This is a genomic window from Halomonas sp. SL18_1 (assembly GCF_055755715.1).
Map to the genome: position 1 here is coordinate 580,028 of NZ_JBVTRK010000001.1, position 13,459 is coordinate 593,486.

At 67.2% G+C, this 13,459-nt stretch carries 15 protein-coding genes and 3 pseudogenes; 4 read left to right on the forward strand and 14 right to left on the reverse strand.

Going from position 1 to position 13,459, the window contains the following annotated elements; genetic code table 11:
- Window positions 1-6: 6 nt before the first annotated feature.
- Window positions 7-981, forward strand: a complete 975-nt coding sequence (locus ACSJDS_RS02995) for a GlxA family transcriptional regulator (RefSeq protein ID WP_473032051.1) — start codon at window positions 7-9, stop codon at window positions 979-981.
- 46 nt (window positions 982-1,027) lie between these two features.
- On the opposite strand, the gene ACSJDS_RS03000 is transcribed toward ACSJDS_RS02995, so the two are convergent.
- The 8 genes and pseudogenes from ACSJDS_RS03000 to ACSJDS_RS03035 all read right to left on the reverse strand — a co-directional run bounded on the left by ACSJDS_RS03000 (window position 1,028) and on the right by ACSJDS_RS03035 (window position 8,122).
- Entirely contained in the window at window positions 1,028-2,053 is a 1,026-nt protein-coding gene (locus ACSJDS_RS03000) for an AbrB family transcriptional regulator (RefSeq protein WP_473032052.1), read from the reverse strand.
- A gap of 2 nt (window positions 2,054-2,055) precedes the next feature.
- Window positions 2,056-3,624: a tripartite tricarboxylate transporter permease gene (locus ACSJDS_RS03005; RefSeq protein ID WP_473032053.1), complete on the reverse strand. Its 1,569-nt coding sequence runs from the start codon at window positions 3,622-3,624 to the stop codon at window positions 2,056-2,058.
- A 39-nt stretch (window positions 3,625-3,663) separates the two neighbouring features.
- Window positions 3,664-4,164, reverse strand: coding sequence for a tripartite tricarboxylate transporter TctB family protein (locus ACSJDS_RS03010; RefSeq protein ID WP_473032054.1), 501 nt, complete (start codon window positions 4,162-4,164; stop codon window positions 3,664-3,666).
- Window positions 4,165-4,214: 50 nt separating this feature from the next.
- Window positions 4,215-5,210: a tripartite tricarboxylate transporter substrate-binding protein gene (locus tag ACSJDS_RS03015; protein ID WP_473032055.1), complete on the reverse strand. Its 996-nt coding sequence runs from the start codon at window positions 5,208-5,210 to the stop codon at window positions 4,215-4,217.
- Window positions 5,211-5,434: 224 nt separating this feature from the next.
- Window positions 5,435-5,890 carry a thioesterase family protein gene (locus ACSJDS_RS03020; protein WP_473032056.1) on the reverse strand — a complete coding sequence of 152 codons (456 nt, stop codon included), beginning with the start codon at window positions 5,888-5,890 and terminating at the stop codon, window positions 5,435-5,437.
- The gene (locus tag ACSJDS_RS03025; protein WP_473032057.1) at window positions 5,890-6,846 is read right to left on the reverse strand and encodes an L-carnitine dehydrogenase; all 957 of its coding nucleotides are present in this window, start codon (window positions 6,844-6,846) and stop codon (window positions 5,890-5,892) included. Before ACSJDS_RS03025 ends, ACSJDS_RS03020 begins: the two co-directional genes overlap by 1 nt.
- Before the next feature lie 40 nt (window positions 6,847-6,886).
- Window positions 6,887-7,761, reverse strand: a pseudogene (locus ACSJDS_RS03030) (beta-keto acid cleavage family enzyme); the annotation flags it as partial.
- A 205-nt stretch (window positions 7,762-7,966) separates the two neighbouring features.
- Complete coding sequence (locus tag ACSJDS_RS03035) at window positions 7,967-8,122, reverse strand: hypothetical protein (RefSeq protein WP_473032058.1); 156 nt, start codon at window positions 8,120-8,122, stop codon at window positions 7,967-7,969.
- A 494-nt stretch (window positions 8,123-8,616) separates the two neighbouring features.
- Here ACSJDS_RS03035 and ACSJDS_RS03040 point away from each other — a divergent pair.
- Window positions 8,617-8,952 (forward strand): annotated as a pseudogene (locus ACSJDS_RS03040) (DJ-1/PfpI family protein); the annotation flags it as partial.
- Window positions 8,953-8,999: 47 nt separating this feature from the next.
- On the opposite strand, the gene ACSJDS_RS03045 reads toward ACSJDS_RS03040, so the two are convergent.
- Window positions 9,000-9,164, reverse strand: coding sequence for a hypothetical protein (locus ACSJDS_RS03045; protein ID WP_473032059.1), 165 nt, complete (start codon window positions 9,162-9,164; stop codon window positions 9,000-9,002).
- A 17-nt stretch (window positions 9,165-9,181) separates the two neighbouring features.
- On the opposite strand from ACSJDS_RS03045, the gene ACSJDS_RS03050 reads away from it, so the two are divergent.
- Both ACSJDS_RS03050 and ACSJDS_RS03055 read left to right on the forward strand, forming a co-directional pair.
- The gene (locus ACSJDS_RS03050; protein ID WP_473032060.1) at window positions 9,182-9,499 is read left to right on the forward strand and encodes a helix-turn-helix domain-containing protein; all 318 of its coding nucleotides are present in this window, start codon (window positions 9,182-9,184) and stop codon (window positions 9,497-9,499) included.
- Between the two features lie 372 nt (window positions 9,500-9,871).
- Window positions 9,872-10,849, forward strand: a complete 978-nt coding sequence (locus tag ACSJDS_RS03055) for an IS110 family RNA-guided transposase (protein ID WP_473032061.1) — start codon at window positions 9,872-9,874, stop codon at window positions 10,847-10,849.
- Between the two features lie 147 nt (window positions 10,850-10,996).
- Here the strand turns inward: ACSJDS_RS03055 and ACSJDS_RS03060 are convergent, their stop codons facing one another.
- The 5 genes and pseudogenes from ACSJDS_RS03060 to dctP all read right to left on the reverse strand — a co-directional run bounded on the left by ACSJDS_RS03060 (window position 10,997) and on the right by dctP (window position 13,459).
- Window positions 10,997-11,668 (reverse strand): TRAP transporter large permease subunit, encoded by a 672-nt coding sequence (locus ACSJDS_RS03060; protein ID WP_473032062.1) that lies wholly within the window; start codon window positions 11,666-11,668, stop codon window positions 10,997-10,999.
- Window positions 11,614-12,297, reverse strand: a complete 684-nt coding sequence (locus ACSJDS_RS03065) for a TRAP transporter large permease subunit (RefSeq protein ID WP_473032063.1) — start codon at window positions 12,295-12,297, stop codon at window positions 11,614-11,616. Before ACSJDS_RS03065 ends, ACSJDS_RS03060 begins: the two co-directional genes overlap by 55 nt.
- The gene (locus tag ACSJDS_RS03070) at window positions 12,297-12,473 is read right to left on the reverse strand and encodes a hypothetical protein (protein WP_473035098.1); all 177 of its coding nucleotides are present in this window, start codon (window positions 12,471-12,473) and stop codon (window positions 12,297-12,299) included. The genes ACSJDS_RS03065 and ACSJDS_RS03070 overlap by 1 nt, the downstream gene beginning before the upstream one ends.
- 59 nt (window positions 12,474-12,532) lie before the next feature.
- Window positions 12,533-12,826, reverse strand: a pseudogene (locus ACSJDS_RS03075) (TRAP transporter small permease); the annotation flags it as partial.
- Between the two features lie 114 nt (window positions 12,827-12,940).
- Window positions 12,941-13,459, reverse strand: coding sequence for a TRAP transporter substrate-binding protein DctP (gene dctP / locus ACSJDS_RS03080; RefSeq protein ID WP_473032064.1), 519 nt, complete (start codon window positions 13,457-13,459; stop codon window positions 12,941-12,943).

Consider the following 13,459-nt stretch of genomic DNA (forward strand, 5'->3'; position numbering starts at 1 on the left):
ACGTCGATGCGCCTGGAGTACCGGGGCCCACTGCCCGAACGGGTCGGCTTTCTGCTGGTGCCGCGCTTTTCGATGATGGCGTTCTTTGCCGCGGTGGAGCCGCTGCGCATCGCCAACCGCATCAGCGGCCGACCGCTGTTCGACTGGACCCTGATCAGCGAGGACGGTGGGCCGGTCACCGCCTCCAACGGCATGACCCTGCTCGCCGACCAGGCCATCGGCGAGGTGCATCACCTGCCCTCGCTGGCGGTGTGCAGCGGCTTCGAGCCCGAGGCTCATCTGAGCCGGCCGCTGATGGCCTGGCTGCATCGCCTGGACCAGGCCGGCTGCACCCTGGGCGGGCTCGACACCGGCGGCTTCCTGCTCGCCGCCGCAGGCCTGCTCGAGGGGGAGCGGGTCACCCTGCACTGGGAGAGCCTGCCTGCCTTCCAGGAGCGTTTTCCCGGCATCGAGACCTCCGATGAGCTCTTCGAGCTGGGCGAGCGGCGCTTCTCCTGCGCCGGCGGGGCGGCGGCCATGGACATGGCCCTGGAAGTGATCGCCCGGCGCCACGGCGCCCGCCTGGCCATCGACGTCTCCGAGCAGCTGATCCACGAGCGCATCCGCACCCGCGGCGATCAGCAGCGCATGACCTTGGCCCGGCGGCTGGGCACCCACAACCGCCGCCTGGTAGAGGCGGTGGCGCTGATGGAGCAGCATCTGGAAGCGCCGCTGCCGCTGGCCGAGGTGGCCAGCCGCAGCGGCGTCTCGCTGCGCCAGCTGCAGCGTCTCTTCGAGCAGCACCTGGGCACCTCGCCGCGTCAGTGGTACCTGCAGCAGCGCCTGGCGCGGGCCTGGCGGCTGCTCACCGAGACCGACCTGGACGTGCTCTCGGTGGGGCTGGCCTGCGGCTTCTCCTCCAGCTCCAGCTTCGCCCGTGCCTTTCGTGGCCAGTACGGTCAGTCGCCGCGCCAGGCGCGGCGCAGCGATGGCAGCGGGTAGAGCACGCCGCCGGTGTCTGACCGCAACGACGAGGGAGGTGGCCGGGTCACCGTGTCAGGCGCGCTGCCAGCCAGGGAAGCAGGCTGGCGATGGCGATAAAACGAAACAGGTGGTGGAAAACCACGAAGGCCGGGTCGACGTCCAGCGCGGCGGCGAGCAGGACCACCTCCGACAGTCCGCCCGGCACGAAGGCGAGAAAGAGGGCGGCGGTATCGTGCGCGGTGACCCGCGACATCAGCAGGGTCATGGCCAGGGCCAGCAGCAGGGTGATCAGCATCGCCACCAGGCCGTGGCCCAGCATGATGCGGGTATCGCGCAGCGAGAGGCCGACGAAGTAGGCGCCCAGCGAGGTGCCCAGGCAGAACTGGACCACCAGCAGCGACGCCGGGGGCATCTCCATCGCCGGCTGTCCCAGCAGTTGCACCAAGCCCACACCGAGGATCGGGCCGACCAGGATGGGGAGCGGCAGCCGCAGTTGGCCGGCCAGCCACCAGCCCGCGGCCCCGGCCGCCAGGGTCACCAGCAGTGCCTGGGGGTCGGGCAGTGTCAGGCCGAGCCCGATCTGACGGACGGTAGCGTCGCCGTCGGGCTCACGGGGAAGGAACTGGGTCAGCAGCAGCGGGACCAGATAGATCACCGCGATGATGCGGCTGATCTGGCCCAGCAGCACCTGCCGGCGGTCGGCGCCATGGGCGTCGCAGGTCAGCAGCACCACCGACTGCGCGCCGGGTACGGCCGCGAACATCGCCGTAGGCCGGTCGAGTCCTGCCCGCCGTTCGAAATAGCGGGTATTCACGAAGGTGGTCACCGCTACCAGCAGCAGCATACCCGCCAGGGTTAGCGGCCAGCGGCGCGCTTCGGCCAGCAGCTCGGCGTCGACAGAGCTGCCTACGTGCAGACCCAGCAGGGCCAGGGCCACCGGCTTGAGCCAGGCGGGCGGAAGGTGGGGCCAGCCCAGGGCGCCGGCCAGCAGCACGGCGGTGAGGCTGCCCAGCAGCCAGGGCAGTGGCACGCCGAGCAGCGCAAAGGCCGCTGCGCCCAGGGCGGCAAACAGCAGGGTCACGGCTGCCATGCTCAACGTTTGGCATCGTCATCGGCGGCGCCTTGGCTATCCTGTTCGTGGGCCATGGCCTCGAGCCGCTCCGAGAAGCGCATGCGGTAGGAGAGCACCAGCACCAGCACGGCGAGCCCCATCAGGATAAGGCTCAGCGGACTGTTGAGCAGGCCGCCCAGCCAGTCGCCGCCGCTGATCAGCACCGCCCGGCGCATGCTCTCCTCGAGCATGGGGGCGATCAGGAAGGTGATGATCAGCGGCGCCTCGGGGATACCGAAGCGGCGCATGAAGAAGCCGACGAAGCCGAAGAACAGCATGACCCCCACGTCGTAGGGGTTGCCCTGGGTGGCAAAGCTGCCGATCACCGCCAGCACCATGATGGTCGGCACCAGCACCGGCTTGGGCAGTCCGCCCAGCTTGGCATAGAAGAAGGCGAACCCCCGCCCGATCACCAGATTGAAGAGGTTGGCCAGGATCAGGATGGTGAAGAGGGCATAGATGACATCGGCATGCAGTTCGAACATGCGCGGGCTGGGCGTAATGCCCTGCAGCAGCAGGGCACCGCCGATCAGCGCCGCGGTAGCGCTACCCGGGATGCCGAAGGCCAGCAGCGGGACCAGGGTGGGGCCGGCGGTGGCGTTGTTGCCGGACTCGGCGGCGGCCACGCCCCCCATCACCCCGGTACCGAGCCGCTTGTGGGGCAGTAGGCGCTTGGCGATCCCGTAGGCGAGGAACGAGGCCACCGTGGCGCCCAGCCCCGGGAGCATGCCGACAAAACTGCCGACGCCCAGGCCGATGCTCATCTCGCGCCAGTTGCTCAGGTATTCGCGAAAGGTCAGGGTGTCTTCCTTGTTGCTGAACAGGTCGTTCATCTTGCGCTCGACCTTGTGGCCCAGGCGCGACTCATGGATCAGCTCGACGGCCTGCTCCAACATGCGGCTCATGGCGAACAGGCCGATGATCAGTGGCACCAGGCTAATGCCGTCGCGCAGCCAGGCCAGGCCGAAGGTGTTGCGTGAAGCGCCGCCCATGGGGTCGGAGCCGATGGTGCCGATATAGAGCCCGATGGCGGCGGCGAACAGGCCTTTGGCCACGTGCTTGCCCGAGAGGGCCCCCAGTAGGGCGATGGCCACCACCATCAGCCAGGTGCGCTCGGCGGGGCCGAACTGCAGCGCCGCCAGTGCCATCATCGGGGCGATCAGGATCACCAGCACGTCGGAGAGGGAGTCGGCGGTCACCGAGGAGTAGAGCGACGTCAGCAGCGCCTTGCGTCCCTGGCCCTTCTGGGTCATGCGGTAGCCATCGAAGACCGTGGCGGCGGAGTCCGGTGCGCCGGGGGTGGCGAAGCTGATGGCCGAGATCGAGCCGCCGAACAGTGCGCCCTTGTAGAGGCCGATGACCAGGCCGAGGGCCCCGGTGATGTCCAGGGTGAAGGTCAGCGGCAGCATCAGGGCGACCCCGGTGGAGGTAGTCAGGCCGGGTATCGCGCCCAGGCCCACCCCGACGAACACGCCGATGGTCAGCCACATCAGGGTGTTCCAGTTGAGCACCAGGTATAGGGCCTCGATAAAGGCATCGGGTTGAAACATGGATCGGCTCCGTCGGGGCGGCCCCTTGGCTGCCGGAGATCAGATCAACAGCGGCAGGAAGGCGCCGGGGAGGCGGATACCCAGCAGCGTGAACACGGCCAGGATGATCAGCGCGATGGCGGCGGCCAGACCCGCCGCGAGGTACCAGGGGCGAAGCCCCAGCAGCAGCATCATCAGCGCCAGGAACAGGGCGATGGGCAGCAGCATGCCCAGCGGTTCCATCAGCGCATACATGGCCAGGGCGGCGGCGCTGAGCACCACTGCCCAGAGCAGGTCGCGCCAATCCAGCGTGGCGATTTCTTCGACCACGGTGTGGCGCCACCGGTCGAGGGTGAGCGCCAGGGCGGTCACCAGCATGGCGGCAAGCCCCAGCCCAGGAAAAAAGCCGAGGATGAACCCATCACGCTGTTCGCGGTGATACCAGTCCTGCTGCCAGAGATAGGCGAACAGCAGGGCAACGGCGATCGCAATGCCGAGCCCCACCGCCTGGTTGGTACGCCACCATCCTGCCGGCGCCCGGCGGCTTGGCTTGCGCTGCATGGCGTGGCTCCCGAAAGTGCGGCAGAGACTCACCCGGGGTCACTGCCGCGTTACCTTGGATCAGTCGAGTAGATCGATGGCGGTGCGCATGCGCTCGACCAGCCGAACGTAATCCTCGTTGGCTTCGGGGAAGCCCATGAAGATGACCTCCTCCCCATTCGGTCGAGCATGGCGGGAACGCTCTCGTCCTCGGTCAGCAGCGTTTCCAGCCGGCGCGAGAACTCGGCGACGACTTCGTCGGGGGTATCGGGATGAAAGCCGATCGGGCGCGGGAAGCGCATGCCCTCAAAGTCGAAATCGGCGGCGATGGGGACATTGCCACCCAGCTGCTCCTCGACGTCCTCGGGCAGCGCAATATCGCTGGTATTCATTACCACGGTGCCGCTTTCAGGGACGATACCGAGCGCCGTAGACGCGGTGGCCGCGAGCAGGTCGACATGACCGCCCAGAAAGTCGCTGACCGCTTCGCCGGTGGAGCTGTAGGGCACATAGACGGCCTCGAGACCGGCCTGGTCGAAGATATTGGCCACCCCGGCCAGCAGGGCGTTGGTACCGGCGATCACCACCGGGCTATCCTCGGCGGCCGCCTTGAGCCCTTCCCAGTCCGCCATGGGGCTGTCGTTGCTGGCAACGATCAAGGAGCGAAAGGCAGAAATATACGCGGCTGCCTTGAAGTCCAGGGGGTCGACCAGCGGGTCGTCTTCCATCAGCGCCGTCATCACCGGCGTCGGGCTGGAAAGCATGGCGGTGTAGCCATCGGCGGGCTGATCCAGAAGGTATTCCCAGGCGAGGGTGGCGCCGACGCCGGGGCGATTCTGCAGATTCCAGCCGACGCCGAAATGCTCCTGGGCGCCGGTAGAAATGGTGCGTGCCCAGGCGTCGCTGCCTCCCCCGGCACCAAACGGGATGATGAAGTCGATATCGCGCTCGGGCCAGTTGCCGTGGCCATCGGCCTGGGCCATGGGAGAAAGCGCCAGGCCGGAGGCCGCCAGGGCGAGCAGGCCGGTGCGCAGCAGTGACGAAAAGCGCGTGGCGTAAGCAGGCATGATCTTCTCCGTTTCTTGTCGATTGGAGGGCCCTGCCGTTCGTACAGGCAAACGGCAGCGGCTGCCTGCTTCAGGCTAGTCAGCCACGCAGGGGTTGGCCAACTCTCGTCGAGTCATGCGCTATTCATCGCCTTGCCTACCGATGGTGCGTTGGTGGCGATCTCCGGCCAAGCCGGGCAGGGTAGCGCACCCCCGCCGCGCAGGCAGCAGGGGCGCGGAGGCGGCTAGCGCCGGATGCCGATGGTGCGCCCGGCGAGCTCCGGCCAGGCGTCCGTCTCGACGTGGGGCAGGGCGGCCAGTGCCTCGGCCACCGGCGCCGGGAAGGCGTCGGGGCGGCCGCTCTCCCGGTTCATGCCCATCAGCATCTGCTCGCTGGTGGCCAGCAGGTTACGCTCCGCGTCGAACAGCTCGAAGAAGAGGTGCAGGCGCTTGGCGTCGCGGTCCAGCAGGGTCACCGTCACCTCGAGCGGCTGGTCCTCGTGGGCCTCGCGGCGGTAGCAGAGGTGGGTCTCCAGGGTATAGATCGTATAGCCGTGGCGGCGGCGCCCCTCGGCGTCCAGGCCGATCCGGTCCATCAGCGCCTCCACCGCCAGGGAGAAGACCCTGGCGTACTCGGCGTCGTTCATATGGCCGTTGTAGTCGACCCACTCCGGGGCGACACGGGTCTCCAGAATTACCATCAGATGCGTCCCTCCAGGCCTTCCGCTTCCGGCCAGTATTTCTGCACCAGGTCCAGCAGTTCAACCAGGAAGTCGTCCCGGCGACGGTCGAGTTCGCTGACGGACCGGCCGGCGGCCTGGTGGTCGCAGCCCTCCACCACTTTGTCGATCAGCTCCTCGGTGAGCTCGGGGGCCTCGAGCTTGGTCCAGGGGAGCTTCAGGGCGGGGCCAAACTGCTCCAGCATATGGCGCATGCCCGACTCGCCGCCGGCCAGGTGGAAGGTGAGGAAGGTGCCCATCAGCGACCAGCGCAGGCCGCAGCCGTAGACCACCGCGGCGTCCACCTCCTCGGTGGTGGCCACGCCGTCGTTGACCAGGTGCAGGGCCTCGCGCCACAGCGCCTCCATCAGCCGGTCGGCGATATGCCCCTCGATCTCCCGGCGCACCACCAGTGGGCGCATCTCGAGGGCCTGGTAGAGCCCCCGGGCCCGCTCGGTCTGCTCAACGGCCGTGGCCTCGCCGCCGACGAGTTCGACCAGCGGCAGCAGGTAGACCGGGTTGAAGGGGTGGGCGACGATCACCCGCCCCGGCGCCTTGGTGCAGTCCCGCTGCAGGTCGCTGGGCTTAAAGCCGGACGTCGACGAACCGATGATCACCGCCGGTGCTGCCGCGGCGTCCAGGGCGGCAAGGATCTCGCGCTTGAGGTCCAGCCGCTCCGGGACGTTCTCCTGGATCAGGTCGGCGCCGGCCACGGCAGCCTCGAGGCTGTCGACGAAGGTGAGCCGCGCGGGGCTGGCGCTCTCCGCCAGGCCCAGGCGCTCCAGAGACGGCCAGGCGTTGTCGACGAAGGCGCGGGTGCGCGCCGGTGCCTCCGGGGCCGGGTCGAAGGCCACCACGTCCCAGCCTCGGGCCAGGGCCCGGGCGATCCAGCCGTTGCCGATCACCCCGGTGCCGATCACAGAGAGCTTGCGGCTCATGCCTCACCTCCGGCGACTTCTCCAGAATCCGGCCGGTGCGCGGGTCGCGCAGCTCCAGGTGGGCGCGGGTCTCGGCGGGGTCATCACCCGGGCGCCGAGGTTCTCGATCAGGCCGGCGGCGTGCTCCACCAGCTGGGCGTTGGTGGCCAGCACGCCCTTCTTCAGATAGAGGTTGTCCTCCAGGCCGACCCGGGCATGGCCGCCCAGCAGCACCGCCTGGGCGGCCATGGGCATCTGGTGGCGACCGATGCCGAAGGCCGCCCAGTTGGCGTTCGCCGGCAGCTTGTTGCGCATGGCCAGCAGGGTCTCGGTGTCCGCCTCGGCGCCCCAGGGAATGCCCAGGCAGAGCTGGTAGAGGGGGTCGCCATCGATCAGGCCCTCCTGCTGCAGCTGGCGGGCGAACCACACATGGCCGAGGTCGAAGCACTCCAGCTCCGGCTTCACGCCGGCGGCCTGCACCAGCCGGGCATGCTCGCGCAGCCAGTCGGCGGGGTTCACGTAGACCATGTCGCCGAAGTTGAGGCTGCCGCAGTCCAGGGTGCAGAGCTCGGGCAAGAGCTCCCCCACGGGTTCGTGGCGCTCGGCCGGGGTCTGGATATCGGTGCCCGGGCCGCCGCGGGTGGGGTCCTCGGCGTCGGGGATCCAGTCGCCGCCGCCGCCGGCGGTGATGTTCATGACGATATCCGCGTCCGCCTCGCGCACGCGCTCCATCACCTCGCGGAAGTGCTCGAGTGAATGGCTGACCGCGCCGGTCTCGGGGTCGCGCACGTGGATATGCGCCACGCTGGCCCCGGCCTTGGCGGCGGCGATGCAGTCTTCGGCGATCTGCTTCGGCGTGACCGGCACATGGGGGCTCTTGGCGGTGGTGTCGCCAGCGCCGGTTACGGCGCAGGTGAGGATGACGTTGCGGTTCATGGTCGGCTCCTGTCGTTCAAGGGCGTGACGTCAGGAGCAGTGTGGGGGAGAGGCAGCGGCGACAGTTGACGACAGGCGACGTCGTGTCGTCGTGGGGCGACGTGTCCCACTACCTCTGCCCGGCGGTGTAGGGCTGTTGGGGCTTGGTCACGGCCGGTGGTCGTCCGGGTTCCGGTTGCGTGCACCCGGTGTGGCCTGGGGCGGCTCATCCAGGGGAGCCGGCCCCTGGGCCCGGTGCCGCTGGGGGCGGCTGGCCCGCCCCGACCGTGGGGGGTGAACCCCCACGGCCGCCGCCGGTAAACATGCGGTAGAGCCGCATCAGGCGGCGCATACGCAGCAGGGTGAAGAGCAGTCGCATCATGGTTCTTTGCCTCCGGCAGTGAGGATCAGGGGGGACGCGCTCTGGTTTTGGATCGGCCACCAGTCGGTCCCTGAGCATATAGCAGTGAGCCTCGCCCAGATCGCCGGCATCCTCAAGGGTCAGCTCGCCATCGGACAGCGCGTACGCCAGTGACGCTGACCACATCGTCCGCAGGGCGGTGAAAGAACACCCCCTGTTTGATCTCCAGCTGTTCGCCGTCGTCGATGTAGTGCGAGCCGTCTTCAACATGTTTTCTGTAGTAGGGGCCCCGGGAGCTCGATGGGGTATGCTGGCGGTCTGGAATCAAACCTTCGGGCGGTAATCCGATGTCAGCCGTAACACTCAATTGCTCCTCACAAGGCGAGCCCCTCTCCGTGGGCTTCGTCCTGCTGCACCGTTTTACGCTGCTGCCCTTCGCTGCCTTCGTCGACTGCCTGCGCCTGGCCGCCGACGAGGGCGACCGCAGCCGCCAGCTGCGCTGCCACTGGACCTTCATGACCAGCGTCGGCCAGGAGGCCCACTCCAGCTGCGGCGCCACCGTCTCCCCCTGCCAGTGCTATCGAAACCCCACGGCGTTCGACTATATCGTGGTGATCGGCGGGGTGCAGGACGAGCGGGATCGGCCCGACACCGCCGCCCTGGCCTACCTGCGCCAGGCGGCGAGTGCCGGAGTGCCGCTGGTGGGGCTCTGCACCGGTGTCTTCGCCCTGATCCAGGCGGGGGTGATGAAGGAGCGTCGCTGCTGCGTCAGCTGGTATCACCATCGCGACATGGTGCAGCGCTTCCCCACCATCCAGCCGGTGGCCGACCGCCTGTTCGTCGACGACGGCGACCGGCTCACCTGTGCCGGCGGGGCGGCGGCGGCCGACCTGGCGGCCTATCTGGTCGAGCGCCACCTGGGCAAGGCCTGGGCGATGAAGAGCCTGAACATCATGCTGCTCGACGAGGCGCGGACGGGGCCCACCCCCAGCCCCAGCCGGTGGTCTTCGGCAAGATCGAGGATCGCCTGGTGCGCCGCGCCATCACCGTGCTGGAGCAGCATCTGGGGAGGCGATCTCGATGGAGGCGCTGGCGGAGCGGGTCGGTACCTCGCGCCGCAACCTGGAGCGCCGCTTTCGCGAGACCCTGGGGGTGGGGCCCCGGAAGTTCGCCCGCGACCTGCGCCTGCGCTACGGGGTGTGGCTGCTCCACTACACCGGCAAGAGCATCACCGAGATCGGCGAGCGCTGCGGCTTCGCCGATACCGCCCACTTCTCACGCCACTTCCGCAGCGCCTTCGGCATGACGCCGTCGGAGATGCGCAAGCGTGTCGCCGAGCCGGGCGGCGACCGGGTCGACCCCTTCTTCCTGCATGTCGAGAGCCTGCCGGGGCAGTGAGCGCTAGGTTTTGTCCGAAAAGTCGGCGAGCGAAGGCCAGACAAGGCAAAAATCGGCGTGAAGACGGACCGGGCTCGCGTTCGAGTTTACGTGGTGTAAATGAGTACTTTGATCGGACTCGCGCACGAGCCGATTTTTAACGCCGTATGGTCGAGCGCAGCCAGTTTTCAGACAGAGCCTTGTGTCTCTCCGGGCTTGTTGATTAGCTACCAGCAGGCCTGGCATCAGGGTGAGCATCCACAGAGCCTGAGGCGCAACAGCCTGGGATTTAGATTATGCCCCCTGATGCCCTCTATCTCGATAGCTTGAATGGTATCCAAGCCCCTCCCAACCCGGAGTGAGGCTGCACGAACAAGGAAAGGCGACGAGAGCATGGCAGTGATCGGTATCGACGTCAGCAAGCAGAAGATCGACTGCGCCTGGCTGCGCGATGTGGCGAGCGGCAAGGTCAAGACCCGTGTATTCCCTAATCGTCGGCAGGACTTTCCTCGCTTGCTTGAATGGCTCGAACACCAGACCGGGGAGCCACAGGATCAGTTGCATGTGTTGATGGAGGCCACCGGCATCTATCACGAAACGCTCGCGTATTGGCTGCATGCTGCCGGCATCCAGGTTTATGTCCTCAACCCCGCGCAGGTGCGCGACTTCTCCCGAAGCCTGGGAGTACGCGGCAAAACGGATAAGAAGGACAGTGTGGTGCTGGCACGCTATGGCGCGACGCAACGACCTGAGGCTTGGAAGCCGGAGCCCGAGGAAGTGCGCAAGCTCAAGGCGCTGGCAGCGAGACTCGACGCGCTGGACAAGGACATCCAGCGTGAGCGAAACCGGCGCGAGAAAGCCGAGTTCGCCATGGCAAGCGATATCCTCCGCTCGATCGATGACATCCTGTTGGCATTGACTCGTGAGCGGGATCGCCTCCAACAGGAGATCGATGACCACCTCGATCAGCACCCTGGCTTGAAGCAGGATCGCGCCTTGTTGCAAACAATTCCCGGCATTGGCCCTGCGGTATCTCTCCGACTGTTGGCGATGCTGCGTAGCCGCGCTTTCGAAAGCGCCCGCCAGGCCGCGGCGTTTGCGGGGCTTGTGCCTGTTAGTTGGGAATCGGGCAGCTCCGTACGTGGGCGGCCTCGCTTGTCGAAAGCCGGCAATCCGAAACTGAGGCAGAGCCTGTACATGGCAGCCGTTGTCGGGCTGAGGCGGAATCCGGATATCTCCGCGCTATACCAGCGGCTTACAACAAACGGCAAGAGCAAAATGGCGGCCTTGGGGGCGGCGATGCGGAAGCTAATCCACATCGCCTACGGTGTCCTCAAGACCCAGACCGAATATCGGCCACAAACCGCCTGATGGAATGTTTGTGGCCGGTTAGGAGAGATGGTATCTAAACGAGCAGCCGGCTCGACATCTGGAAGCGGGAAGTCTGGTGACGCAATGGCGCCTGCCGCGGGACCACCCCGCGGCAGGCGTGCCACTCGAAGAGAAGAGCCGCTCCTCCTAGCGGATAAAGCCCAGCTGGCGCGGCAGGAACAGCGAGAGCTCCGGCACGAAGGTGGTGATCAGCATCACCGGGATGCCCACCACGGCGATCAGCATCAGCGCCGGCGAGAAGGTCTTGTGGATGGAGACCCGGCCGATGCGACAGGCCATGTAGAGGATCGGCGCCACCGGCGGGCTGTTGGCGCCGATCACCACCGAGCAGGCGACGATGGAGGCGTAGTGCACCGGGTGCACCCCGGTCTCCACCATCAGCGGCAGGAACAGCGGCGCGATCACCACGGTCACCGAGACGTCGTCGAGCATGGCTCCGGCCAGGATCAGGAAGGCGTTCACCGCGATCAGGATCAGCAGCGGGTCGCTGATCAGCAGGGTGATCAGCTCGGTGAGCTCCTGGGGCACCCGCTCGGCGGCCAGGATCCGCCCGATCATGAAGGAGAAGAGCAGGATCAGGATGATCGAGCCGGTGGTCTCCGAGGCGGCGATCACGCTGCGGTAGAAGCCCTTGAGGGTCTGGTCCCGGTAGATCAGGAAGCCCACGACGATGGCCGCGAAGGCCGCCACCGCCGCCGCCTCGGTGGGCGTGAAGACCCCACCGTAGATGCCGCCGAGGATGATCACCGGCAGGCAGAGCGCCGGGAAGGCGTTGAGGCTCGCCCGGGTTCGCGACACCGGCTTGGTACCGCTGAGCCCCCTTGCCCCGCCACCTCCTGGAAGAGGCGCCCGCAGGCAAAGCGATTGACCAGGATCAGGCCGACGATCAGCAGCAGCGCCGGCCCCACGGTGGCGGCGAAGAGCGCGGCCACCGACTGGCGGGTCACCACCGCGAAGAGGATCATGGTGATGGAGGGCGGGATCAGGATCCCCAGCAGCGAGGAGATGCCCAGCAGGGCCGAGGAGTAGCCCCGTGGGTAGCCGCGCTGCTCCAGCGGGCCGACCATGATGGTGCCGATGGAGGCCACCGCCGCGGTGGCGGTGCCAGCAATCGCCCCGAAGATTCCCGAGGCCAATACCAGGGAGGCCCCCATGCCGCCGCGCCGGCGCCCCACCAGGGTCTCGATGAACACCACCAGGCGTGCCGCGATGCCGCCGCTCTGCATCAGATAGCCGGTCAGCACGAAGAGCGGCAGGGCGATGAGGATCACCGAGTCCACCGAGCGGAAGCCCTGCATCATCAGGGTATTGAAATTAGCGTCATAGACCAGCGCCAGATAGGCCAGCACCCCGGCGAAGGACCAGGCGATCGGCACCCCCAGCCCCATCAGCACTACCAGCAGCCCGATCGCGAATAGACCCGCCATCAGCCTTCTCCTTCACTGGCCAGGGGGGCAGTGGCGCCGGGCTCGGTGAACTGACGCAAGCCGCCGACGATATCGCGCAGGGCATAGCAGAAGCAGCCGATGCTCGCGACCATGATCGAGGCCTGGGAGATCCACAGCGGAATGCCCAGCTCCGGGGTGCGCTGAGGGCGCACCATGCCCAAGCGAGCATCCGGTAGGCCCAGTAGACAAAGCAGGCGCTGATCACCGCCACGATGCAGGCGACCAGCAGCCTGTGCACGGCCCGCGTGCGGGAATCGCGGATCTGCAGCTCGAGGAAATCCACCACCAGATGCTCGTTACGCCGACTGGCGATCAATGCCCCGCTCATGTAGAGCCACATGCCGGCCAGCATGACCAGCTCGAGCGTGCCGACCAGCGACCAGCCGAACACATAGCGCGCCAGGATCAAAAAAATCATCAGCCCGACCACCAGCAGGCTGGCGGCGAAGGCAACGAGGTCGAGCACCCCGCCGATCACCCGATCCAGCTTCGACCAAAACCCGTTCATTGCTCCCCCTTGGTATCCCCGTGATGCCTTGCCCGGTCCCCCGGGACAGAAACGTCGCGTCCCGACAGACCACCCCCACCGGGGGCCTGTCGGGACAACGGCGACGCGGAACGGTTACAGCGGCGAGGCGTTGGCGCGAATCACCTCGACGATCTCCTCGCCGAGCTCGCGCGCCATCAGCGGCCAGACCTCTTCCCGGGCTCGCTGGGCGAACTCACGCAGTTGATCATCGGCAAGCTCGAAGTACTGCATGCCATCGGCCTGGGCCTTGGCGATGTAGTACTCATCCTGCTCCTGGGCAGCCACGAATTGCTGGTTCATGATCTCCTCGGCCGCCTCGGCCACCACCTGCTGGTGCGCCTCGGGAAGCGACTCGTAGACATCCAGGTTCATGGTCAGGATGCCGGTCATGAAGAAGTGCTTGGTGTGGACGTAATAGTCGAGGATGTCGCGGAAATATTCGTAGGGCCAATAGATGACGTTGCCGGCCTCGCCATCCACCACGCCGGTCTGCAGGGCGGTGTAGACCTCGCCCCAGTCAATGGCGGCGGTGCGATAGCCCAGCGCCTGCATGGTCTGGGGGGCGGGGAAGACCGTCATGGTGCGCACCATCAGGTCGCCGGTCTCTTCCAT